The organism is Streptomyces sp. NPDC037242 (genome assembly GCF_055604165.1).
This window is the reverse complement of record NZ_JBVJUY010000025.1, coordinates 66,520-89,876: the sequence shown is the minus strand read 5'-3', so window position 1 is coordinate 89,876 and position 23,357 is coordinate 66,520. Positions and strand designations below refer to the sequence as shown.

Annotated in this window: 23 protein-coding genes and 1 pseudogene; 15 read left to right on the top strand and 9 right to left on the bottom strand. The window is 70.7% G+C overall.

Annotated elements, in window-relative coordinates; translation table 11 throughout:
* Positions 1-1,014, bottom strand: coding sequence for a LacI family DNA-binding transcriptional regulator (locus ACZ7GJ_RS26880; RefSeq protein WP_363178598.1), 1,014 nt, complete (start codon positions 1,012-1,014; stop codon positions 1-3).
* Between the two features lie 230 nt (positions 1,015-1,244).
* Between ACZ7GJ_RS26880 and ACZ7GJ_RS26875 the strand changes: the two genes are divergently transcribed.
* From ACZ7GJ_RS26875 to ACZ7GJ_RS26835, 9 genes are all read left to right on the top strand, one after another.
* A complete protein-coding gene (locus ACZ7GJ_RS26875) occupies positions 1,245-2,537 on the top strand; it encodes an extracellular solute-binding protein (protein ID WP_470755453.1) in 1,293 nt (430 codons plus the stop codon).
* On the top strand, positions 2,530-3,519 hold the full coding sequence (locus ACZ7GJ_RS26870) for a carbohydrate ABC transporter permease (protein ID WP_470755452.1): 990 nt from the start codon (positions 2,530-2,532) through the stop codon (positions 3,517-3,519). The genes ACZ7GJ_RS26875 and ACZ7GJ_RS26870 overlap by 8 nt, the downstream gene beginning before the upstream one ends.
* A complete protein-coding gene (locus ACZ7GJ_RS26865; protein WP_330300575.1) occupies positions 3,516-4,346 on the top strand; it encodes a carbohydrate ABC transporter permease in 831 nt (276 codons plus the stop codon). The genes ACZ7GJ_RS26870 and ACZ7GJ_RS26865 overlap by 4 nt, the downstream gene beginning before the upstream one ends.
* 69 nt (positions 4,347-4,415) lie before the next feature.
* Positions 4,416-5,759 carry a glycoside hydrolase family 30 protein gene (locus tag ACZ7GJ_RS26860; RefSeq protein WP_470755450.1) on the top strand — a complete coding sequence of 448 codons (1,344 nt, stop codon included), beginning with the start codon at positions 4,416-4,418 and terminating at the stop codon, positions 5,757-5,759.
* Between the two features lie 29 nt (positions 5,760-5,788).
* Positions 5,789-6,847 carry a glycoside hydrolase family 10 protein gene (locus tag ACZ7GJ_RS26855; RefSeq protein WP_470755448.1) on the top strand — a complete coding sequence of 353 codons (1,059 nt, stop codon included), beginning with the start codon at positions 5,789-5,791 and terminating at the stop codon, positions 6,845-6,847.
* Entirely contained in the window at positions 6,844-7,890 is a 1,047-nt protein-coding gene (locus ACZ7GJ_RS26850) for a Gfo/Idh/MocA family protein (protein WP_470755444.1), read from the top strand. The genes ACZ7GJ_RS26855 and ACZ7GJ_RS26850 overlap by 4 nt, the downstream gene beginning before the upstream one ends.
* Entirely contained in the window at positions 7,887-8,747 is an 861-nt protein-coding gene (locus ACZ7GJ_RS26845) for a DUF6807 domain-containing protein (RefSeq protein ID WP_470755440.1), read from the top strand. Before ACZ7GJ_RS26850 ends, ACZ7GJ_RS26845 begins: the two co-directional genes overlap by 4 nt.
* Positions 8,699-9,418 (top strand): cupin domain-containing protein, encoded by a 720-nt coding sequence (locus tag ACZ7GJ_RS26840; protein ID WP_470755438.1) that lies wholly within the window; start codon positions 8,699-8,701, stop codon positions 9,416-9,418. Before ACZ7GJ_RS26845 ends, ACZ7GJ_RS26840 begins: the two co-directional genes overlap by 49 nt.
* Positions 9,419-9,487: 69 nt before the next feature.
* Positions 9,488-10,969 carry a non-reducing end alpha-L-arabinofuranosidase family hydrolase gene (locus ACZ7GJ_RS26835; protein WP_470755436.1) on the top strand — a complete coding sequence of 494 codons (1,482 nt, stop codon included), beginning with the start codon at positions 9,488-9,490 and terminating at the stop codon, positions 10,967-10,969.
* A 45-nt stretch (positions 10,970-11,014) separates the two neighbouring features.
* Here the strand turns inward: ACZ7GJ_RS26835 and ACZ7GJ_RS26830 are convergent, their stop codons facing one another.
* From ACZ7GJ_RS26830 to ACZ7GJ_RS26815, 4 genes are all read right to left on the bottom strand, one after another.
* On the bottom strand, positions 11,015-11,791 hold the full coding sequence (locus tag ACZ7GJ_RS26830; protein WP_470755493.1) for a hypothetical protein: 777 nt from the start codon (positions 11,789-11,791) through the stop codon (positions 11,015-11,017).
* An 8-nt stretch (positions 11,792-11,799) separates the two neighbouring features.
* Complete coding sequence (locus ACZ7GJ_RS26825) at positions 11,800-12,330, bottom strand: SigE family RNA polymerase sigma factor (protein WP_470755432.1); 531 nt, start codon at positions 12,328-12,330, stop codon at positions 11,800-11,802.
* 84 nt (positions 12,331-12,414) lie between these two features.
* Positions 12,415-13,377 (bottom strand): expansin EXLX1 family cellulose-binding protein, encoded by a 963-nt coding sequence (locus ACZ7GJ_RS26820; protein WP_470755430.1) that lies wholly within the window; start codon positions 13,375-13,377, stop codon positions 12,415-12,417.
* A gap of 156 nt (positions 13,378-13,533) precedes the next feature.
* Positions 13,534-13,926 (bottom strand): hypothetical protein, encoded by a 393-nt coding sequence (locus ACZ7GJ_RS26815; RefSeq protein WP_470755426.1) that lies wholly within the window; start codon positions 13,924-13,926, stop codon positions 13,534-13,536.
* On the opposite strand from ACZ7GJ_RS26815, the gene ACZ7GJ_RS26810 reads away from it, so the two are divergent.
* Together ACZ7GJ_RS26810 and ACZ7GJ_RS26805 are read left to right on the top strand one after the other, a co-directional pair.
* On the top strand, positions 13,913-14,116 hold the full coding sequence (locus tag ACZ7GJ_RS26810) for a hypothetical protein (protein ID WP_470755424.1): 204 nt from the start codon (positions 13,913-13,915) through the stop codon (positions 14,114-14,116). The genes ACZ7GJ_RS26815 and ACZ7GJ_RS26810 overlap by 14 nt on opposite strands.
* A 15-nt stretch (positions 14,117-14,131) precedes the next feature.
* Positions 14,132-15,180 (top strand): annotated as a pseudogene (locus ACZ7GJ_RS26805) (TIM-barrel domain-containing protein); the annotation flags it as partial.
* A 151-nt stretch (positions 15,181-15,331) separates the two neighbouring features.
* On the opposite strand, the gene xylA reads toward ACZ7GJ_RS26805, so the two are convergent.
* A complete protein-coding gene (gene xylA, locus ACZ7GJ_RS26800) occupies positions 15,332-16,504 on the bottom strand; it encodes a xylose isomerase (RefSeq protein ID WP_470755420.1) in 1,173 nt (390 codons plus the stop codon).
* Between the two features lie 96 nt (positions 16,505-16,600).
* Between xylA and xylB the strand changes: the two genes are divergently transcribed.
* Entirely contained in the window at positions 16,601-18,031 is a 1,431-nt protein-coding gene (xylB, locus tag ACZ7GJ_RS26795) for a xylulokinase (RefSeq protein ID WP_470755417.1), read from the top strand.
* A gap of 72 nt (positions 18,032-18,103) precedes the next feature.
* A complete protein-coding gene (locus tag ACZ7GJ_RS26790) occupies positions 18,104-19,312 on the top strand; it encodes an ROK family transcriptional regulator (protein WP_470755492.1) in 1,209 nt (402 codons plus the stop codon).
* Here the strand turns inward: ACZ7GJ_RS26790 and ACZ7GJ_RS26785 are convergent.
* Positions 19,278-19,541: a hypothetical protein gene (locus ACZ7GJ_RS26785; RefSeq protein WP_470755415.1), complete on the bottom strand. Its 264-nt coding sequence runs from the start codon at positions 19,539-19,541 to the stop codon at positions 19,278-19,280. The genes ACZ7GJ_RS26790 and ACZ7GJ_RS26785 overlap by 35 nt on opposite strands.
* Before the next feature lie 95 nt (positions 19,542-19,636).
* Between ACZ7GJ_RS26785 and ACZ7GJ_RS26780 the strand changes: the two genes are divergently transcribed.
* Complete coding sequence (locus tag ACZ7GJ_RS26780; protein WP_470755413.1) at positions 19,637-20,065, top strand: amidohydrolase family protein; 429 nt, start codon at positions 19,637-19,639, stop codon at positions 20,063-20,065.
* A complete protein-coding gene (locus ACZ7GJ_RS26775) occupies positions 20,065-20,274 on the top strand; it encodes a hypothetical protein (RefSeq protein WP_470755412.1) in 210 nt (69 codons plus the stop codon). Before ACZ7GJ_RS26780 ends, ACZ7GJ_RS26775 begins: the two co-directional genes overlap by 1 nt.
* A 181-nt stretch (positions 20,275-20,455) precedes the next feature.
* Here ACZ7GJ_RS26775 and mmsB read toward each other — a convergent pair whose 3' ends face one another.
* A complete protein-coding gene (gene mmsB / locus ACZ7GJ_RS26770; RefSeq protein WP_470755410.1) occupies positions 20,456-21,709 on the bottom strand; it encodes a multiple monosaccharide ABC transporter permease in 1,254 nt (417 codons plus the stop codon).
* Between the two features lie 3 nt (positions 21,710-21,712).
* A complete protein-coding gene (gene mmsA, locus ACZ7GJ_RS26765; RefSeq protein WP_470755408.1) occupies positions 21,713-23,263 on the bottom strand; it encodes a multiple monosaccharide ABC transporter ATP-binding protein in 1,551 nt (516 codons plus the stop codon).
* Positions 23,264-23,357 lie beyond the last annotated feature (94 nt).

Below are 23,357 nucleotides of genomic sequence, written 5' to 3'. Positions count from 1 at the left end.
CTAGGAACGGGGCGGGGCGGTGGAGAGCCGGACCTTGAGCTCGGTCGAGAGCTCCATCCGGGGGCTGACCAGGGGTTGGCCGTCCAGGAGCTGGAAGAGGGTGCGGGCGGCGAGCCGGCCCATCTCCTCCAGCGGCTGACGCACCGTCGTCAGCGGCGGGGACAGCCATTCGCACATCGGCAGGTCGTCGAAGCCGACCACGCTGAGGTCCTGCGGGATGCTCAGTCCGCCCTGCCGGGCGGCTTCGTAGACGCCCATCGCCTGCTGGTCGCTGCCGGCGAAGACGGCGGTCGGCGGCTCGGGGAGGGCGAGCAGTTCCCGGGCGCGCTGGAACCCGCCCTCGTGCTGGAAGTCGCCGAACCGGATCAGGTCGCGGTCGACCTCGATCCCGGCCCGCTCCAGCGCGGCGCGGTACCCGTCGATGCGGGCCTGGCTGCAGAGCATCTCCTTGCGCCCGCCGATCGCGGCGATCCGGCGGTGCCCCAGCTCCAGCAGGTGTTCCGTGGCGGCGAGGCCGCCGGCCCAGTTGGTCGCGCCGATGCTCGGGACGCCGTTGCCCGGCAGGTCGATCGGGTCGATGACGACGAGTGCCACCCCGGCCTGTTCGACCTGGGCGCGCTGGGCCTGGGTGACCGAGGCGGTGACGAGGATGACGCCGTCGCTGTGGTGCAGGACCGGCAGCGCGGCCCAACTCGAAGGCGTGGCCTCGCCCGGTGGGACGAGCGATACGACGGTGCCGACGCTCCGCTGGGCGCACTCGGCTTCGACGCCGCGCAGTATCTCCACGGCCCACGCGCTGTCCAGACCGCCGATGATCAGGTCGACCAGGCCGGACCTGCGTGCCCTGGCCTGCGCGCCGGGGTGGAGGTAGTTGTGGGAGCGCAGCAGGCTCTCGATCCGTTCGCGTGTCGCGGGTGCGACGTCGGAGCGGCCGTTGACCACCTTGGACACGGTGGCCTGGGAGACCCCCGCCTCAGCGGCGATGACGGCCAGGGTCGGGCGCTGCTCGCTCAACTTCTCTCCTCCGTGCGGACCCTTTGGGTTGGCGACAGGTATCGCAAACTTTCGAAGAGTTTCCGGTCGGCGAGACTTGGTTGTCAAGCCACAAGAGGGCTGCTGCTGAAGGGAATTCGGTGAGAAAGCTTGACCGGGCGGCTTCACGTTCCTAGTTTGTGGCAGCACGAATTCGAGGAAGTTACGAAACATTTTCGAACCGAGCCCGCATTCACCACCCCGGAGGTCCCATGGCCAGCACACCCCCGAGTCGACGAAGCTTCCTCGCGCTCTCGGGCCTGACCGCTCTGTCCGTCTCGCTCACCGCGGCCTGCGGCGGAGGGGGCTCCGGCTCGGGGTCGGCGGCCGACGGGAAGGTGGCCTTCGCGTGGTGGAACATCGCCACGACGGAACCGGGCAAGTCCCTGTTCCCGCAGATCTCCGAGGCGTTCACGACCGCTCACCCGAACATCACGATCAGGACGACCTCGTTGGAGAACGAGGCGTTCAAGTCCAAGCTGACCGCCAACACTTCATCGGGCAAGCTCCCCGACGTCTTCCAGACCTGGGGCGGCGGCGTTCTGCGGCAGCAGGTCGACGCGGGGCTGGTCGAGGACCTCACCGAGGCGTTCGGCTGGTCGTCCGACCTCACCCCGGTCTCGTTGCAGGCCTATCAGTTCGAGGGCCGGACCTACGGGGTGCCCTACGACGTCGGCATGGTCGGCTTCTGGTACAACAAGAAGCTCTTCGCCGAGGCCGGGATCACCGCTCCGCCGGCCACCTGGGCCGAGTTCCTCGAAGACGTCAAGAAGCTCAAGGCGGCGGGCGTCACTCCGATCGCGCTCGCGGGCAAGGAGAAGTGGCCGGGCCACTACTACTGGGCCTACCTCGCGATGCGCGTCGCAGGCCTCCCCGCGCTGGAGCAGGCGGCGACCACCAAGGACTTCACCGGCGCGGGCTTCGTCCAGGCGGGCACCCACCTCAAGGAACTGGTCGACCTCCAGCCGTTCCAGACGGGCTTCCTCGGCGCCGGCTACTCCACCCCCGGCGGCCAGGCCGCGACCATGGGCAACGGCAAGGCCGCCATGGAGCTGATGGGGCAGTGGGCACCGTCGGTGCAGAAGGACGCGGGCGCGGACCTCGGAGCGGACCTGGGCTTCTTCCCCTTCCCGACGGTCGACGGCGGCGTCGGCCGGGCCACCGAGGTGTTCGGCGGTGGCGGCGGCTTCGCGCTGCGCAAGGGCGCCCCGAAGGAGGCGCTGGACTTCCTGAAGTTCTTCGTGCTGGAGAACGAGTCCAAGCTGCTGGCCTCCAACGGCTACCTGCCGGTGGTCAAGGGCGCGGAGAGCCAGCTCACCGAGCCCAACAGAAAAGTGGTGGCCGACAGCCTGGTCAAGGCGACGGGCTTCCAGCTCTTCCTCGACCAGGCCTACCCGCCTGCGGTGGGCCAGGAGGTCAACGACAGCGTCGCCGACCTCATCGCGGGCAAGAAGACGCCCGAGCAGGTCACCAAGTCGATCACCGAGGCTGCGAAGGGTGCCTAGCTCCGTGTCCACCCTGACCAAGGAGCGTACGAAGGACGCCGTGCCGGCGCGCCCGCACGCCCCGCCACGGTCGCTCCTGCGCGGATTGGGAAGCTGGGCGTCGGTCGCCTGGTTCCTCGTCCCGGCTCTGGTCCTCTTCCTCGTCTTCGTCCTCGCCCCGATCGTCGTCGCCGTCTACACCGGCTTCTTCAAGTGGGGCGGGATCGGCCCCCTGGACGACTTCATCGGCTTCGAGAACTACGCCGCGCTCTTGCGAGATCAGGTCTTCCTCGGCGATCTGAAGCGCGGGCTGTACCTGATCGCCCTGTCGATCACGGTGCAGTTGCCGTTCGCGCTGTTCACCGCGGTCCTGCTCAACCAGCGGCTGCGCGGCCGGGCCGTCTACCGGATGCTGTTCTTCGCGCCGTACGTCCTGTCCGAGGTGGTCACGGCGGTCCTCTTCACGATGATCTTCCTTCCCGGTGCGGGCATGGCGGACCATCTCGCCGGCGCCCTCGGCCTGGAGGGGCTGCAGGGGAAGTGGCTCGCCGATCCCTCGACGGTCATGCCGACCCTGTTCGTGGTCATGACCTGGAAGTACTTCGGCTTCCACATGATGCTCTTCCTCGCCGGACTGCAGGGCATCCCGAGCGAGATCCTCGAGGCCGCCTCCATCGACGGCGCGGGCGCATGGCAGCGCTTCCGGCACGTGACGCTGCCGCTGCTCGGCCCGACGATCCGGATCAGCGCCTTCCTTTCGATCATCGGGGCCATCCAACTCTTCGACCTGGTGTGGGTCATGACGGCGGGCGGGCCCAACCACTTCTCCGAGACGATGGCGATCTCGATGTTCCAGTTCGGGTTCAAGCGCTACCAGGTCGGCTATGCCAGTGCGATCAGCGTGGTGCTGTTCATGATCAGCCTGGTCTTCTCCCTCTTCTACCAGCGCTACGTGCTCCGCCGTGACCTGAGCGGGGCCGTCACCTCGGGAGGTGGCCGATGAACGCACGCAGGACGGCACGAGGCCTGTCGCTGCACGCCGTGGTCTGGCTGATCGGCGCATTCGTCGTCGTGCCGCTGGTCTACGCGGTGATCTCCGGGTTCAAGAGCACCGGCGAGCTGACGACCAACCCGTTCGGGCTGCCCGAACACTGGAAGACCGGCAACTACACCGGCATTCTCGGCGACGGAATGTTCTGGCGGCAGATCGCCAACAGCGCGGGCATCGCGATCGGCACCACGTGCTGCACGGTGGCTGCCTCCGCGATGGCGGCGTTCGTGCTGGCCCGCTACGCCTTCCGGGGCAGGGAGCTGTTCTACACGCTGTTCACGATCGGGCTCATGTTCCCGTTCGCCGTGGCCGTCCTGCCGTTGTTCCTGCTGCTGCGCAACTTCGACCTGCTCGACAACCCGCTCGGAGTGATCCTCCCGCAGGCGGCCTTCGGGCTCCCCATGACGATCATCATCCTGCGCGGCTTCTTCCGGACCATCCCGGCGGAGGTCGAGGAGGCGGCCATCATGGACGGCTGCGGCAAGTTCCGCTTCTTCTGGAAGATCCTGCTGCCGATGGCGCGTCCGGCGCTCGGCACGGTGTCGGTGCTGGCGATCGTCGCGAGCTGGAACAACTTCTTCCTGCCGCTGCTGGTGTTCAACGACCCGAAATGGCAGACCATTCCGGTCGGAGTCCAGCAGTTCCAGGGCCAGTACTCGACCGACTACGCGCTCGTCCTCGCCTACATCGTGCTCGCCATGGTCCCCGCCCTCGCGTTCTACGCCGTCGCCGAGCGGCAGTTGATCGGTGGCCTCACCGCGGGTGCCACCAAGGGCTGACCCGTCCCGCACGACCTCCACCCCCGAGGAGACATCGTGAAACGTCTGATCGCATTGGCAGTCCCAATTTTGTTAGCGCTAACATCGCAGGCCGCGGCCGCCCCCGCGCGAAACGGCATCGACTTCCGCACAGCGCTCCAGCCCATCGACGGATTCGGCTTCTCGATGGCCTTCCAGCGGGCCGACCTGCTGCACGGCGCGCGCGGCCTCAGCCCGGCCAAGCAGCGCGAAGTACTCGACCTGCTGCTCAGCAAGGACAAGGGTGCGGGCCTTTCGATCCTGCGCCTGGGCATCGGGTCGTCGACCGACAGGGTCTATGACCACATGCCGACGATCCTGCCGGCCGATCCCGGCGGGCCGGACGCCACACCGCAGTACTTCTGGGACGGCTGGGACGGCGGCCAGGTCTGGCTCGCCAAGGAGGCCAAGGCCTACGGCGTCAAACGGTTCTACGCCGACGCCTGGAGTGCCCCGGCCTTCATGAAGGCCAACGGGAGCGAGAACAACGGCGGCGAGCTGCGGCCCGAATGGCGCCAGGCCTACGCGAACTACCTCGTGCAGTACGCGAAGTTCTACCGTCAGGAAGGCATCGGGATCACCGACCTGGGATTCACCAACGAACCCGACTGGACGGCCACGTACGCCTCGATGCGGTTCACCCCGCAACAGGCCGTCGACTTCCTCAAGGTGCTCGGGCCGACCGTCCGCGCATCCGGACTGAAGACCGAGCTGGTCTGCTGCGACGCCGCGGGCTGGGACCGGCAGGTCGCCTACACCGAGGCCATCGAGGCGGACCCCGCCGCCGGCAAGTACGTGCGGACCGTCACCGGCCACCGCTACAGCGGTCCGACCACGGTCCCGCAGCCGACCGACAAGCGCGTGTGGATGTCGGAATGGTCTCCGGACGGCGCCACCTGGAACGAGAACTGGGACGACGGCAGCGGCTACGACGGTCTCGCCGTCGCCGCCGACATCCAGAACACCCTGACCGTCGGCAACGCCAGTGCCTACGTCTACTGGACCGGTGCGTCCCTCGGCGCGACCCGGGGACTCATCCAGCTCGCCAACCCCGGTGACGACTACCGGGTGTCCAAGCGGTACTGGGCCCTGGCCGCCTTCAGCCGCTTCATCCGACCCGGCGCCGTCCGCGTGCCGGTCACGAACGCCGACCCGGCACTGCGGATCACGGCCTTCCGTAACACCGACGGCAGCCGCGTGATCGAAATCCTCAACACTGCGACCACCGAAAGCTCCACCGAGTTCTCCCTTCGCGGCGGGCACGACCGGCACCCCGACGGCTACGTCACCGACGGGACCCGCTCGATCACCCCGGCCGACATCGTCTCCACGCACGGCACGACCCTCACGGCGACGCTCGCCCCGCGCGCGCTGACCACGATCGTCCTCGACTGAACCGCCCGCACCCCGAGGAGCAACCCGCCATGTCCCGTCACATCTCCGTTCCCCTGTCCCGGATTCTCACCGCCCTGTCCGCCGCCATCTGCCTCTCGGCCGGTCTCGCCGCAGCGCCCGCAGCCGCCGAGCCCCGTCCCCGGACGCTCGGCGAACTGGCCAAGAAGCACCACAAGTACTTCGGCTCCGCCACCGACAACCCCGAGTTCACCGACGCCGCCTACCTGAAGCTCCTCGGCAGCGAATTCGGCCAGACCACCCCCGGCAACGCCATGAAGTGGTACGCCACCGAGCCCGAGCGAGGCGTCTTCGACTTCACCGACGCCGACGAGGTCGTCGCGTTCGCCAAGGCCCACCACCAGAAGGTCCGCGGCCACACCCTCGTCTGGCACAACCAGCTCCCCGCATGGCTCACCGAGGGCACCTGGAGCGCCGACGAGCTGCGTGCCATCCTCAAGAACCACATCCAGACGGAGGTCCGGCACTTCAAGGGCCAGGTGATCCACTGGGACGTCGTCAACGAGGCCTTCAACGAGGACGGCACCTACCGCGAATCGCTCTTCTACAAGACGCTCGGCCCCGGCTACATCGCCGACGCCCTGCGCTGGGCCCACGAGGCCGACCGGCACGCCAAGCTGTACCTCAACGACTACAACGTCGACGGCACAGGCCCCAAGAGCGACGCCTACTACACCCTGATCAAGCAGTTGAAGGCCGACGGGGTCCCGGTGGAGGGCTTCGGCATCCAGGGCCACCTGGCGCTCCAGTACGGCTTCCCCGGCGACGTCCAGCAGAACATGCAGCGCTTCGCCGACCTCGGGGTCGAGGTCGCGATCACCGAGCTCGACATCCGGATGAACCTCCCCGCGACCCCGGAAAAGCTCGCCACCCAGGCCACCTGGTACGCCGACTACGTCAAGGCCTGCCTGGCGGTCAAGAAGTGCGTCGGCGTCACCATCTGGGACTACACGGACAAGTACTCGTGGATCCCCTCCGTCTTCCCCGGTGAGGGCGCGGCGCTGCCCTACGACGAGAACCTGATGCCCAAGCCCGCCTATCACTCGATCAGGAAGGTGCTGGGCGGATGATCAGGACGGCGATCGTCGGAACGGGCGGGATCGCGGGCGTCTGCCACATACCCGCCCTCCGGGCGCAGGCGCACCGGGCCCAGATCGTGGCAGCCGTCGACGTGGACGCCGGGCGCGCAGAGGAGTTCGCGGCCGAACACCGCATCCCCACGGTCTACACCGACCTGCACACGATGCTGGGGGAGCAGAGCCCGGACCTCGTGCACCTGTGCACGCCTCCGTTCCTGCACGCCGAACAGGCCGTTGCCTGCCTGGAGTCGCAGGTGTGGGTGTGGTGCGAGAAGCCGGTGGCCCTGTCGCTGGCCGACCTCGACCGGATCCGTCGCGCCGAAGGGCCCGCCCGCGCGGGCTCGGTGTTCCAGCACAGGTACGGCTCGGGGTCCCGGTACCTGCGCGACCGGATCACGGCCGGGACCCTGGGCCGCCCGCTCGTCGCGCAGTGCGTCACGGCGTGGTACCGCGACGACGCCTACTACGACGTGCCCTGGCGCGGCACCTGGGAGAGCGAGGGCGGTGGCCCGACGCTGGGCCACGGCATCCACCAGATGGACCTGATGCTCGGGGTGCTCGGCGAATGGGCCGAGGTACGCGCGATGGCCGGCCGCCTCGATCGCGACGTCCAGACCGAGGACGTGTCCGCAGCCCTGGTCCGGTTCGACAACGGAGCCATCGCGACGGTCCTCAACAGCGTCCTTTCCCCGCGCGAGGAGAGCTACCTGCGCTTCGATCTCACCGACGCCACGGTCGAGCTGCGGCACCTGTACGGCTACTCCAACGCGGACTGGACCTTCACCACAAGGTCGCCGGGCGTGAAGTGGGAGCTGCCGGACGATGTGCCCAGCTCGCACACCGCCCAGCTCGCGGCCTTCCTGGACGACTACGAGGCCGGGACCCGGCCAGATCTCGGCAGGCCCACCATGGAACTGGTCACCGCCCTGTACAAGGCCGCGATCACCGGCCTGCCGGTCCGGCGCGGAGAGATCGACGAGGCCGACCCGTTCTACGGCTCACTCAACGGAGGGCGCCCGGGGGTGTTCCGGTGACGTTCGAACTCCTCGAGAACGAGGACTCGCTGACCGTCCGGGCTCGCGACGTCGACCTCTTCCGGTACGTGTACCGGGCGGCCATGGACCCCTTCGAGGCGCCGAAGCCCTACCTGCATCCGGTGCGCACGCTCGCCGGCGACGTGGTCACCGGGTACCGGCCGCACGACCACCGCTGGCACAAGGGCATCCAGATCACGGCGTCATGGGTGTCGGGGCAGAACTTCTGGGGCGGCGGCACCTACCTGCGCGGCCAGGGCTACGTGGACCTGCCGAACCTCGGCACGATGCACAGCCTCGCCCTGTCCGCCGAAACGGCCCACGGCCGCGCGGTGGTCACCGAAGCCCTGGCCTGGCACACGATGGCGGGGGAGCACTGGATCGACGAGCACCGCACGCTGACCGCACACGACGTAGGGGCCGACTTCTGGACCCTGGACGTCACCACCTCGCTGACCAACGTCCGCGACAGCGGTCTGGTGTTCGGCAGCCCCGGCACGCAGGGCAGAGAGCTCGCCGGATACTCCGGCCTGTTCTGGCGCGGCCCGCGCGCGTTCGCCGGCGGCGAAGTGATCGGCCCCGCGATGGGCGAGCAGGGCGCCTGGCTGGCATTCATCGGCGCGCACGACGAGGTCGACCGCTCCTCCACGCTCCTGTTCCTGGACGATCCCGACGCCCCCTGCCACTGGTTCGTCCGCAGTGAACCCATCCCCGCCGTCAACCCGTCCCTGGCGTTCGACAAGGAACTGCCGCTGGCCCCCGGCGACACCGTGTCGCGCCGCTACCGGATCGTCGTGGCCGACGGCGCATGGACCGCCGGGCACCTGTCCCGCCACATCGCGGAACACTCGTGGTGACCCCCTTCCCCGGCGGCGTGGGGATCTCCGGGTTGACCGTGTACGACTGGGAGGCCGCCGACGGGCTGTGTGGCGGCACACCCCACATGCACCTCGTCTGCTCCGAGGCCTACATGGTCACCGGCGGCGCGGGCAGCGTCCAGACGCTCACCACCTCCGGCTTCGCCGACACCCCGCTGCACCCCGGCGACGTCGTCTGGTTCACCCCCGGCACGGTCCACCGCCTCGTCAACGGCGGCGGCCTGCGCCTCATGGTGCTCATGCAGAACAGCGGACTCCCCGAGGCGGGCGACGCCGTCTTCACCTTCCCTGCTCCGGTGCTGGCCGATCCCCACGCCTACCGGAAGGCGGCCGCCCTGACCGGCGACCATTCCGTGGCAGCGCGCCGCCGCCGCGACCTGGCACTCGAGGGTTTCCTGGCCTTGCGCGAAGGCGGGCTGCCGGACTTCCACGTCGCAGCCCACCGCCTGAAGCGTGAGCTCCTGGACGCCTGGTGGATCCGCTGGCGTGACGGACCCATGGCCGCTGCCGTCACGACCGGCCGTCAGTTGGAACGGCTGAAGGCCGGAGACCTCTCCCACCTCGGCCACGGCGCAGTGTCACGACTGGAGCGCCCGGAGCACCAACGCTTCGGCATGTGCGGCCGCCTTCAGACCTATCCCTCCCCCTGACTCCCCGACGCGGCCGCTCCGCGGTTCGCCGGGGTCACCTCACCCCCACCCCCCGAAGGAGCTCTTCCGATGTTGCTTCGCCAACCATCCCCGGTCCACCTGAGACGACGCCTGCTCGCAGTCCTCGCGCCCTTGCTGCTCCTGACCACCTTCCTTGTCGTCCAGCCCGCCGACGCGGCGCCGGTCATCGACACCAACGCCTCGTACGTGCTGGTCAACCGCAACAGCGGCAAAGCCCTGGACGTCTACAACCTGGCGACCAACGACGGCGCCCGCATCACCCAGTGGACCAGGAACGATCAGAGCCAGCAGCAGTGGCAGTTCGTCGACTCCGGTGACGGTTACTACCGCATCAAGTCCCGACACTCCGGCAAGGTGCTGGACGTCCAGGGCCGGTCCACCGCGAACGGCGCCTCGATCGTCCAGTGGGCCGACGCGAACGGGACCAACCAGCAGTGGCGCCTGGCCGACAGCTCGGACGGCTACGTGAGGTTCCTCGCGCGCCACAGCAGCAAGGCCCTCGAAGTGCAGGGCGGGTCCACCGCGGACAACGCGAACGTGGTCCAGTACGACGACTGGGGCGGCACCAACCAGCAGTGGCAGCTCGTCAAGGTCGGTGCCGGCAACCCCGGCGGGTGCGACCTTCCGTCGACGTACCGCTGGACCTCGACCGGCGCACTGGCGCAGCCCAAGGCCGGGTGGGCGTCGCTCAAGGACTTCACCGTCGCCCCCTACAACGGCAAGCAGCTCGTCTATGCGACGACGCACGGCGCGGGGCCCGGAACGGGCTGGGGCTCGATGAACTTCGGCCAGTTCGGCAACTGGTCGGAGATGGCCTCGGCCAGCCAGAACTCCATGTCGAACTCCGCCGTCGCGCCCACGCTCTTCTACTTCGCACCGAAGAACATCTGGGTGCTCGCCTACCAGTGGGGAGGCGGAAGCGCCTTCTCCTACCGCACGTCGAGCGACCCGACCAACCCCAACGGCTGGTCGTCACAGCAGGTGCTCTTCTCCGGAAGCATCGCCGACTCCGGAACGGGACCCATCGACCAGACGCTCATCGGCGACGGCACGAACATGTACCTGTTCTTCGCCGGTGACAACGGCAAGATCTACCGGGCCAGCATGCCCATCGGGAACTTCCCGGGCAGCTTCGGCTCAAGCTCGACCGTGGTCATGAGCGACACGACGAACAACCTGTTCGAAGCCCCGCAGGTCTACAAACTCCAGGGCCAGGACCGCTACCTCATGATCGTCGAGGCGATCGGATCGCAGGGCCGGTACTTCCGCTCGTTCACGGCCACCAGTCTGAACGGCTCGTGGACGCCCCAGGCCGCGACCGAGGGCAACCCCTTCGCCGGCAAGGCCAACAGCGGCGCCACCTGGACCAACGACATCAGCCATGGCGAACTGATCCGCACCACCGCCGATCAGACCTTCACCGTCGATCCCTGCAACCTGCAGTTCCTCTACCAGGGACGCGACCCCAACTCCGGCGGCGACTACAGCCAATGGCCCTACCGGCCAGCTCTGCTGACACGGCAGCGCTGACGACGTGACACGGGCGGGCTCGGCGGAAGGCCGAGCCCGCCCGGATCAACGGCTCGGAGGGAAACCTCCCCAGACGGACACGGAGCCGCGCTCGGACTGGGCGTCGACGCGGTAGCCGTCCTGCGCGGTACCGCGCACGCCGGTGGAGTGGTTGTACTGGCCGGCGAACTCGTGCTGTCCGGCCGGGACGGTACGGCCCGGTTTGAGTGCCCAGCGGTAGACCAGCGCGCCACCGGTCTCCTGAACGGTGACGGTGAAGTCGTCGCCGGGCAGGGTCCGCCAGTTGCCGGTGTCGCGCACGCCGCCGGTCTGCACGATGCGCAGTTCGACGGTGAGCGAGGTGAGCGGCTGAGTGGTCCTGAGGGTGAGGTTGCTCTGGGCCCAGTAGACGGTGCTGTGCGGGTCGATCGACCCCTCCGACCACAGCGGGCCGTTCTGGGCCCGGCCGCTCGCCGACGGGGTCGGGCGGGGCCGAGCCAGGGTGCCGGTGGGCGGCGCGGTGGTCGCCGGTCCCGGGGCGGCGGCCGGGGGAGCGGAGCGCGTCGGCGTCGGTGTGGCCGTCGGTGAGGGTGTGGCCGGTGTGCTGTCCGACGGTGGCGGGGTCTGGACGATGCCGGCCGCGGCGAGTCCGCCGGTGGCCAGGACGCAGGCGGTGGCCAGGCCGGCGAGGGCGCCCCTGGGCCATGACCGCAGGCCGGATCGTGTGCGATGACGGACGGCGGGAGCGGCCGCGCCGCGCTGCACGCTGGCCAGCATCCGTGCGCGGTCGGGCCGGTGGGCCTCGGCGGCCTCGCGCAGTTGCCGGGCGATGTGCTCGTTCACCGGTTCGTTCACCGGTTCCTCCCTCCTGTCGCCAGTTCGCCGACCGCTCGTGCGCCGAGTGCTCTCTCCAGCTCGGCCATCCCCTTCGAGGTCTGGCTCTTCACCGTACCGACCGATATGCCCAGCGCCACGGCGGTGTCCTTCTCCGAGAGGTCGAAGGCGTGCCGCAGCACCACGCATGCCCGCTTGCGGAACGGTAGCCGGGCGAGCGCCGCACGGACGTCCAGCACGGCAGCCACGTCCGGTCCGTCGGTCTTCTCGGGGCTGCGGGTCCAGAACAGCAGGACCCGGCGCCGTTCGCGGACCGCACTGCGGCTCCGCTCCCGGGCCATGTTGGCGACCACCCCGCGGGCGTAGGCGATCGGGTGGTCGGCCGCGCGGAGCCGGTCCCAGCGTTGCCACAGCGCGATCAGCGCGTCCGAGGCGAGGTCGTCAGCCGCGTCCGCCTCGCCGGTCAGGAGGTGGGCGAGACGGGCGAGTTCGGCGTAGTGGCGGTCGAAGAAGTCGTGGAATTCCGCGGACGTGTCGTCGAGGAGCATTTCCCGCCGTTCGCCCTCTCCCTAAAATGTGAACGTTAAACAATCGGTGTGAGCCTAGCAGCGTCCCCCTCCGCGGCGGCGCGGTCAATGCCGGGCGAACTGGACGCGGGTCGGCTGGACGGCGTCGGGCTTCAACGCGATCGCGTCGACGGTCAGTCGCTCTCCGTAGATGTCGGTGACCCTGATCGCCCCACCGCACCCGTTGCCGGCGGGGGAGAGGAAGTAGTTGTAGTCGGTACGGGACAACCGCTGCCAGCCGCCGCCGGTCCGCACCTCCAGCGTGGCCACCGGGTTGCGGTGACCGATCACCTGGATCCCGCACCACCACTGGCTGGACCCTGTCTTGTACCGGATCGACATGGTGTCCGCCGCCGTGGCGGGGCTCAGCAGCGTCCAGGTGATCGGGAGCCGGCCCACCGAGAGCTCGGCGAGCTTGCCGAAGGCCTCGTGGCTCAGGTCGAGCTGACCGGGCGCGCAGGGCAGCGGGCACTCGTTGACGATCCGCACCGTGATGCTCGCCCCGCCCGCGGCGCGGACGAGTACGTACGCCCCGCAGGCACCGGACGACTCGTAGTCGGTGTGGTTCATCGCCGCGACCATGAGGTCCCCGGACGGGCCGAACGAGCAGGCGCCGTTGCCGTCGGCCGCGTCGTAGGACGTGGCGACACCCGGGTAGCTCGTCCCCGGTTTGATCCGCCCGGCCAGGGAGGCGGTGGACGGCACCGTACGGGCGCTGCTGGTGGCGGGCGAGGGGGACGGGCCGGCGGAGGAGGCCGAAGGGTGCGTCGTGGGGGTGGGCGTGGGCGTCGGTGCGGCCGACGGCGTCGGGGCGCCGGTGGCCGAGGGCGGGGGGCTGGTGGCCGACGACGGCGGCGCCGAGGGTCTGGCTCCAGCCGGGGCGCCGGTGGCGGCGCCGCCACCGTTCCCCATGAGGAACGCGACGGCCAGGCCGATCAGCGCCCCGACGGCCACCAGTGCCACCGGAATGCTCTCGACCAGTCCTTGCCTTCGCCGCGCCCGCGGGTCGGCGTGCTTCGTTGCCCTCATGCCCATCCAATTCGGTAGATCCAGTCGACGCTGCACCACTCGGTTGCCGCCGAAGACGAAAAGGTTGCCGATCCGGCACGAACAGTTGCCGCCGTCGCGGCGGAGGTTGCCGCCCAGCGGGAAATTCTTCGGCCGAGCCCCGTCGCCCCGGCGTGCTCAGGACGCGACGAAGACCCGCACGTCCCAGGCGCCGAGAGAGACCGAGCCGCCGGCGGGCACCGAGGCGCCGTCGAGCACGTCCGTCAGGTGCACCGGTGCCTGGACCCGGGTGGGCTGCCAGCTCCAGTTGTGCACCACGTGGACGCGGCGCCCGTCCGGGGCCGTCCCGGTGGTCGCGGTGACGGACGCGGGCAGGTCGCGCCAGCCACTGGTGGCGGCGGGGACCAGCCAGGCGGCCAGCGCCTTGGCGAGGTCACGTCCCGGCACGGTGCCGACGCAGGTCACCCGGCCCTCGCCGTGAGGGCGGGTGGCGATGGAGGGCCAGCGGCCGAAGTGCGGGTGGTCGTACTCGGCCAGCACGGTGGCGTCCGCGACGGTGAGCCCGTCCACCCACCGGGTCGCGGCTGCGCCGGCGGGGAGCACCAGAGGGCTGCCGGGGGCGGACCGGCGCGAGCAGGGCGCCGGGAAGGTGCGCCGGGACGGCGACGTCGCGGAGCTCTGCGCCGGCGAACTGACCCTGCGGGTGGACACCTCCCGGCCGTGGCAGCTGGAGTTCACCGCCGGCGGCGCCGGGTGCTGACGACGGTGGGCGAACGAACGCTTCGTCATCCACGGTCCGACCCCCAAGGACGTACTCGCCCGCTACACCGCCCTCACCGGACGCCCGGGGCTGCCGCCGGCCTGGGCCCTGGGCCCGTGGCTGACCACCTCCTTCACCACCGACTACGACGAGGCCACCGTCAACCGCTTCGTCGGCGGCATGGCCGAACGCGGCATCCCGCTCAGCGCCTTCCACCTCGACTGCTTCTGGATGCGCGAGTACTCGTGGATCAACCCGTACATCGCGCAAAGTCCGAGCTGTCCGCCGAGGGCATGCGCGAGGGCTCCGGAGAGCGCGTGCCCACCGATGTGGAGCGGCACGACGGCTCCGACCCGGAGCGGATGCACAACCACTACACCCACCTGTACAACCAGGCCGTGTTCGAGCTGCTCCGGGAGGAGCGCGGGGAGGGGGAGGCGCTCCTGTTCGCCCGGTCCGCCACCGCGGGCGGCCAGCAGTACCCGGTGCGCGGGGGCGCCGACTGCGAATCGCACTTCAACGCCATGGCGGAGTCGCTGCGCGGGGGTCTGTCCCTCGGCCCGTCCGGCTTCGGCTTCTGGAGCCACGACATCGGCGGCTTCGAGGGCACTCCGACCCCCGCGGTCTTCAAGCGCTGGACCCAGTTCGGGCTGCTCTCCTCGCCCAGCCGGCTGCACGGCAGCAAGTCCTACCGGGTGCCGGGGGACTACGGGGAGGAGGCCGTCGCGGTCACCCGCGAGTTCACCCTGCTCAAGCACCGCCTCGCCCCCTACCTCCAGTACGCGGCGCAGCAGGCGCATGCCACCGGCGTCCCGGTGACGCGCGCGATGGTGCTGGAGTTCCCGGACGACCCGGCCGCCGCCACGCTCGACCGGCAGTACCCGCTCGGCGACGACCTGCTCGGCGCCCCGGTTCTCACCGAGGACGGCACGGTCGAGTACTACGTGCCCGAGGGGACGTGGGCCAACGTCCTGACCGGCGACCGGGTCACCGGCCCGCGCTGGGTGCGCGAACAGCACGGCTTCCACACCGTGCCGCTGTTCGCCCGCCCGGACGGCACCTTGCACGTCAGCCCGGCCGGCACCCGAGAGGCCGAGCTGCCCCATCCGGCCTGAGGCCGGCCCCCGGAGCCCCCGGCTCCGGGCTCTCGGTCGGGCAACGACGGAGCCGGACCGTGCCACCGCGCACGGTCCGGCTCCGTCGTCGTGGGTACGGTCAGCGGGCGCCGAGGAGGTGTTCGAGGGCCAGCTGGTCCAGCTGCTCGAAGGCCATGCCGCGCCGGGCGGCGGCGTCGACGTCGAACTCCTCGAAGGCGGCGGTGTCCGCGAGCAGCCCGGCCAGGCCGTCCTCGGCCGTGGGGAGGGCGAGGTCGGGCAGCCGGGAGGCGGTGAGCGCGGCCTGCACCTCCGGGTCGGCCCGGAAGGCGCGGGAACGCTCGGCCAGCAGCAGGTAGTTGCGCATGCAGCCGGCCGCCGAGGCCCAGACGCCGTCGAAGTCCTCGGTGCGCGGCGGCTTGAAGTCGAAGTGCCGCGGGCCGTCGTAACCGGCGGACTCCAGCAGGTCGACCAGCCAGAAGGCCTGCCGCAGGTCTCCGGCGCCGAAGCGCAGGTCCTGGTCGTACTTGATGCCGGACTGGCCGTTGAGGTCGATGTGGAACAGCTTGCCGTGCCACAGGGCCTGGGCGATGCCGTGCGGGAAGTTGAGCCCGGCCATCTGCTCGTGGCCGACCTCGGGGTTGAGACCGACCCGATCGGGCCGCTCCAGGGCGTTGATGAACGCCAGGGCGTGGCCGACCGTGGGCAGCAGGATGTCGCCGCGTGGCTCGTTGGGCTTGGGCTCGATCGCGAAGCGCAGGTCGTAGCCCTGCTGTTCCACGTACTCGCCCAGCAGGTCGAAGGCCTCCTTCAGTCGGTCGAGCGCAGTGCGCACGTCCTTGGCCGCGCCGGACTCGGCACCCTCGCGCCCGCCCCAGGCGACGTAGACCGAGGCACCGAGCTCGGCCGCCAGGTCGATGTTGCGGATCGTCTTGCGCAGCGCGTAGCGCCGTACGTCGCGGTCGTTGGCGGTGAAGGCGCCGTCCTTGAAGACCGGGTGGGTGAACAGGTTGGTGGTCGCCATCGGGACCTTCAGCCCGGCGTCGTCCAGCGCGGTGCGGAAGCGCTTGACGGTCTGCTCGCGGGTGGCCTCGCCCGCTCCGAAGGGGATCAGGTCGTCGTCGTGGAAGGTGACGCCGTAGGCGCCGAGACCGGCCAGTCGCCGCACGGTCTCGACCGGGTCGAGGGCGGGGCGGGTCGCGTCGCCGAAGGGGTCGCGGCCCTGCCAGCCGACGGTCCACAGACCGAAGGTGAACTTGTGCGCGGGCGTGGGGGTGAGGGCGTCGCTGGACATGGAGGGGCTCCGGATTCAGTGCCGAAGGGGTGTTTGTAATGACTCTAAACAAATTAGTATGCCGGGACGTCAGAAGGAACCCCATCGGAGGAACGCATGCCCGAGCAGCGTGTCGTGATCGGCTTCGACAGCTCCACCCAGTCCACCAAGGCGCTCGCCGTCGACCTCGACACCGGCACCGTCCTGGGCAGGGGCCGCGCCCCGCACACCGTCAGTACGGGCGCCGGCCGCGAGAGCGATCCCGAGCAGTGGTGGGACGCCCTCGGGGAGGCCGCGGCGGGAACAGGCTGGGCGGACCGCGCGGCCGCCGTCTCGATCGCCGGCCAGCAGCACGGTCTGGTCACCCTGGACGCGGCCGGAGCGCCGGTCCGCCCGGCGCTCCTCTGGAACGACGTCCGCTCCGCGCCCCAGGCCGCCGAGTTGAAGGCCGCGATCGGCGCCGCGGAACTCGCCCGCCGCACCGGCAGCGTGCCCACTGCCGCCTTCACCGCCCCCAAGTGGGCCTGGTTGCGCGCCCACGAGCCCGCCGCCGCCGACCGGGTCGCGGCCGTCCGCCTGCCCCACGACTTCCTGACCGAGCGGCTGACCGGGGAGGCGGTCACCGACCGGGGCGACGCCTCGGGAACCGGCTGGTGGGGTCCGGACGGCTACGACCGGGACGTCCTCGCCCGGATCGGCCTCGACCCGGACCTGCTGCCGGAGGTCCTGCCCCCGGGCGACCGCGCCGGTGTCGTGCGCGCCGGGACGCCGCTGCGCGAAGGCGCGCCGGTGGCCGCCGGCACAGGCGACAACATGGCCGCGGCCCTCGGCCTCGGCCTGTTCGCCGGGCAGCCGGTGCTGAGCCTCGGTACCTCCGGCACCGTCTACGCAGTGGGCCGGACCAGGCCCGCCGATCCGAGCGGCACCGTCGCCGGCTTCGCCGACGCCCTCGGCGGCTGGCTGCCACTGGCCTGCACGCTCAACTGCACCCTCGCCGTCGACCGCTTCGCCGCCCTGCTCGGACGCGGCCGCGATGAGGTCGAGGACGGCGGCACCGCAGTGGTCCTGCCCTACCTGGACGGCGAGCGGACACCCGACCTCCCGGGTGCCTCCGGCCTGGTCCACGGGCTGCGCCACGACACCACTGCGGGGCAGCTGCTGCAGGCCGCCTACGACGGCGCCGCCCACGCCCTGCTCGTCGCCCTGGACGGCGTGCTGCGCGCGGGCGGCGCGGACCCGTCGGGCGACGAGCCGCTGCTCCTGATCGGCGGCGGCGCCCGCGGGCAGACCTGGCAGCGGACCGTCCTGCGGCTCTCGGGCCGCGCGGTCCAGGTGCCCGACGCACAGGAACTGGTTGCGCTCGGCGCCGCCGCCCAGGCCGCCGCGCTGCTCACCGGCGAGCCCGCCGACGCCGTCGCACGCCGCTGGAAGACGGCGCGGGGCCCGGTGCTGGAGCCGGTGAAGCGGGACGAGGAGGCGCTGATGCGGATCGGGGATACGCTGCGTCGGGCCGGGGCCCTGCAGGGAGCTTCGGCCGAGGACCGGTAGGAGGGGCGGCGCGTGACAGTGGTCGGCAAGGCGAAGGGCAGCGCGGGCAATGGGCCCGCTTCGCTACAGGACATGCGGCGGCGTAACCTCTCGGTCGTCCTCGGCGCGGTCGCCGCGCACGGCTCGCTGTCCCGCCCGCTGTCCCGTGCGGACGTCGCCGGACGCGTCGGCCTGACCAGGGCGGCCGTCTCGTCGCTCGTCGACGAGCTGATCGGGCGGGGTGCGCTGACCGAGGCGGAGAGCCCGCCCGACGGGCGGGTCGGTCGCCGGGGACGCGCGCTGTCCGTGACCGGTGAGGGCCCCGCCGGCGTCGGTCTGGAGATCGGCGTCACCCACCTAGGCGCGTGCGTGGTGGACCTGCGCGGCGAGCCGCGGGTGTGGCGCCGGGTGGAACGGGCCAACGCGGGCCGGCCGGCCGGGCTGGTACTGGCGGAGGTCGCCGCGCTGGCCGCCGAGGTGGAGTCCGAGGCCGCCGCCCTCGGACTGCGGGTCGAGGGCCGCGTCCTGGCCGTGCCCGGGGTGGTGCCGAACGGGTCCGGCGGACTGGTCGAGCGCGCGCCCAACCTGGGCTGGCAGGGCATCCGGCTCGCCGACCACTGGCCCGACCCGGACACCGTGCCCGAACCGGAGAACGAGGCGAACCTCGGGGCGCTGGCCGAGTACTGGAGCGCCGGGCAGGCCGTGGAGACCTTCGTCCACGTCTCCGCCGAGACCGGGATCGGCGCCGCCCTGGTCATCGACGGGCGCTTGTTCCGGGGCGCCCGCGGCTTCGCCGGTGAACTCGGGCACATCCCCATCCAGCCCGACGGCGTCGAGTGCGCCTGCGGTGCCCGGGGCTGCCTGGAGCAGTACGCGGGTGAGGCGGCCGTGCTGCGTGCGGCCGGCCTCAGGCAGCACGGCCGTGCCCCCGGCGGTACCGCCGGGGCCGGAGCGGCCCCGGCCGGCGACCCGGTCGCCCTGCTGGCCGAGCGCGCGGCTGCCGGGCACGCGCCCACCCTGGCGGCGCTGGACGGCGCCGGGCGGGCGCTGGGCCTCGCCCTCGCCTCGGCCGTGGAACTCATCGACCCGGACGGCCTGGTCCTCGGCGGCGCCTACGCCGAACTCGCCGACTGGCTGCTCCCGTCCGTGCGCGCCGAGTTGGCCGCCCGGGTCACCGTGCGGCCGTGGGACCCGGAGGCGCTGCGCCCGTCCGTGCTGGGGCGGCGCGGGCCGCTGCTGGGCGCGGCGCTGACGACGGTCCGCCGGATCATGGCGGACCCGACCATGCTGCCCGTCGGCTGACCCGGAGCCCGAGGCGCTCCCGCGCCCGAACCCAGGGGCCCCTGCCGCGGCAGTCGTGCTCGACCACGAGCATCGCGTGCCCTTCCAGGGTGGTGACCCGTACGTGGACGTACTCGCCGTCGTGCTGCCAGGCCAGCTCCTGCCCGGCGGGCTGCAGCCGCACCGAGCGCGGCGCGGTGTCGAGCCGGACGGCGACGGGCAGGTGTGGGACCTGACCCGGCGCCCGCACTCCTGGCTCGACGCACCGGAACTGGCAGCCGTCCGGCGTGACTTCGGGCCGTCCGACCTGTCCCCCAGGCCCGTGCGGCGGACATTGACCGCACCGTGCTGGTGCAGGTCGTGCCGGATGCCGCCGAGACCGAGGAGTCGTTCGCTCTGGCCGCCGCCGAACCGCTGATCGACGCCTTCGGGCCCGAACGCGTGATGTTCGACTCCGACTGGCCGGTCTGCCTGGTGGCCACCTTCTACGCACAACTCGTCAGCGCAGCAGACGAATTGACGCAAGGCCTCGAACCGCACGAGCGCGCCCAGGGTCTTCGGCGGCACCGCGAACCGGATCCACGGGCTGGACGAACCGACCATGTCCGGCGCCGAGAAGGAGCCGTCATGAACGTCCGACCCGCCTACGGTCAGACCGGGCTCGACATCGACGTAGACCCCGCCGTCACCACGATCGTGGAGCCGCTGCACCACCCCGGAGCCGCCGACGAGACGGCTGTGCTCCGCGCCGTGCTGCGCACCCCCGTCACCTGATGATCCAGTCCTCCTGCCGCGTGGTGATGCACACCTCCTACCTCCGCGACGCCGACCTGGCGACGGCCCACTTCGAGCAGACCTCCGACATCTCGGCGACGGTCGCCGAAGCGCTCGCCGCGGCCGGTCCGGGCGCCCGCGCGTGCGTCCTGCCGGAGGGCCCGATGACCATCCCGTACTTGCGCCGGAGCGGAGCGACGGCGACATGACGCAGGGGCGGATCCTGCTCTGCCGGCCAAGCGTCTTACGCCCGGGGGAGGAATACCCCTCCACCACGGGCTACCGGTTCTCGGCGGACCACCGTTGACCGGGGTCGGGATCGTCCACCGGCAGTGACAACGGGGTCCGGCCGCGCCCCCGAGGGACGCGGCCGGACCCGTACGGACCAGGTCAGGAACCGGCCTTGCGCTTGTTGTAGACGTCGAATCCGACCGCGGCCAGCAGCACCAGGCCCTTGATGACCTGCTGGTAGTCGGTGCCGACGCCGACCAGCGACATGCCGTTGTTGAGCACGCCGAGCACCAGGCCCCCGATGAGGGCGCCGAGCACCGTGCCGACGCCGCCGGAGGCCGAGGCGCCTCCGATGAACGCGGCGGCGATCGCCTCCAGTTCGAAGTTGATTCCGGCCTGCGGCGTACCCGCGTTCAGACGCGCCGCGAAGACCATGCCGGCCAGGGCGGCCAGCACACCCATGTTGACGAAGGCGAGGAAGACGACCCGCTTGCTCTTGACGCCCGACAGCTTCGCCGCGGCCTCGTTGCCGCCGATCGCGTAGGTGTGGCGGCCCAGGATGGAGTTGCGCATCAGGTACCCGAAGGCGACCAGCAGCACGCCGAGGATCAGCAGCACGATCGGGAAGCCGTGGTAGCTCGCCAGCAGCAGGGTGAACACCACTACCGCGGCGGCGATCGCGCCCAGCTTGGCCAGGAAGAAGCCGAGCGGGAGCAGGGCGAGGCCGTAGCGGGCGGCCTGCCGTCGGCCCCGGACCTCCTGGAGGACCGCCACCACGAGCACGACGAGCCCCAGCAGCAGGGTCAGGTTGTGGTAGTCGGTCTGCGGTCCGACCTCCGGCAGGAAGCCGCTGCTGATCTGCTGGAATCCCTTGGGGAAAGGAGCTACCGACTGCCCCTGCAGCACGATCTGCGTCCCGCCGCGGAAGAGCAGCATGCCGGCCAGCGTGACGATGAAGGACGGGATGCCGACGTACGCGATCCAGAACCCCTGCCAGGCACCGGCGGCCGCGCCGATCAGCAGTGCGGCGGCCAGCGCGAGCGGCCACGGCACGTCGTGCTTGACCATCATGACGGCCGCGGCGGCTCCGACGAAGGCGGCCAGCGAACCGACCGAGAGGTCGATGTGACCAGCGATGATCACGATCATCATGCCGATGGCCAGGATCAGGATGTAGCTGTTCTGCTGGATCAGGTTGGTGACGTTGAGCGGCTGGAGCAGGATGCCGTCGGTCCAGATCTGGAACACCACGACGATCAGCGCCAGCGCGACCAGCATGCCGTACTGCCGTATGTTGCCGCGCAGAGCCCGCACCAGCAGGGGGGCGACACCGCCACCGCCTCCGGGCTTGGCAGGCAGGCCCGTTGTGAGTTCCGTGGTGTCGGTGGTGTCCGTGGTCTCTGTCTGGGGCATGCCTTACACCTGCTCGTTCTCGGTCGCAGCGCTCACGGTCATGAGGCGCATGAGTGATTCCTGGGTCGCGTCCGCGCGGTCCACCTCACCGGTGAGCCGGCCCTCGGTCATCGTGTAGATGCGGTCGCACATGCCGAGCAGTTCGGGGAGTTCGGAGGAGATGATCAGAACCGCTTTGCCCTGGGCCGCGAGCTCGGCGATCACCTCGTAGATCTCGGCCTTGGCGCCGATGTCGATGCCCCGGGTGGGTTCGTCGAGGATCAGCACCTCGGGCTCGGAGAACATCCACTTGCTGAGGACGACCTTCTGCTGGTTGCCGCCGCTGAGCTTCCCGGTCTCCGCGAACACCGAGGGCGCCTTGATGTTCATGGTCCTGCGGAACGACTCCGCGACCCGGGTCTCCTCGTGCTCGTTCACCCAGCCGCGCCGGGCGACCTTGCCGAGCGCGCTCAGCGAGATGTTGCGGCTGATGTCGTCCATCAGGTTCAACCCGAGGTGTTTGCGGTCCTCGGTGACGTACGCGATGCCGTGGCCGATCGCTTCCGGGACGGTGCGCGTGCGGACCTCCTTGCCGTCCAGCAGCACCCGGCCCCCGGTACGGCGCCCGTACGAGCGGCCGAAGACGCTCATCGCGAGCTCGGTGCGTCCCGCGCCCATCAGGCCGGCGATGCCGACGATCTCGCCGTGCCGCACTTCGAGCGACACGCCGTCGACGACCTTGCGCTGATGGTCGATCGGGTGGTGGACGGTCCAGTCCTCGACGGCGAAGGCGACCTCGCCCACCTCGGGGGTGCGCTCGGGGTACCGGTGCTCCAGATCGCGGCCGACCATGCCCCGGATGATCCGGTCTTCGGAGATGCCGTCCGCCTCGACCGCGATGGTCTCGATGGTCCGGCCGTCGCGCAGGATCGTGACGGAGTCGGCGACCTGGGCGATCTCGCCCAGCTTGTGCGAGATGAGGATGCAGGAGATGCCCTGGGCCTTGAGCTCCAGAATGAGGTCGAGCAGCTTGCGGCTGTCCTCGTCGTTCAGGGCGGCCGTGGGCTCGTCCAGGATCAGCAGCCTGACCTTCTTGGCGAGCGCCTTGGCGATCTCGATCAGCTGCTGCTTGCCCACGCCGATGTCGGCGATCCGGGTGTGCGGGCTCTCGTCCAGGCCGACCCGCTGGAGCAGCGACCTCGCGTGGGTGAGCGTCTTGTTCCAGCTGATGATGCCGCCGCGGTTGGCGTGCTCGTTGCCGAGGAAGATGTTCTCCGCGATGGAGAGGTACGGCACCAGGGCGAGCTCCTGGTGGATGATCACGATGCCGCGTTCCTCGCTGGCCCGGATGTCCCTGAAGGCGCAGGGCTCGCCCTGGAAGAGGATCTCGCCCTCGTAGGAGCCGTGCGGGTGGACCCCGCTGAGCACCTTCATCAGGGTGGACTTCCCGGCGCCGTTCTCACCGCAGACGGCGTGGACCTCGCCGGGGGCGACGCTCAGGGTGACGTCGGAGAGCGCTTTGACACCGGGGAAGGACTTGCTGATCGAACGCATCTCGAGGACGGGTCCGGCCATGGTGGTGCATCCGTTCGACAGGGGGCGGTACGGGCGGGGGCCTGTCGGGTGACCGTCCCGCCCGTACGCGCCCGGCTCTGATGTGGGCCCTGTG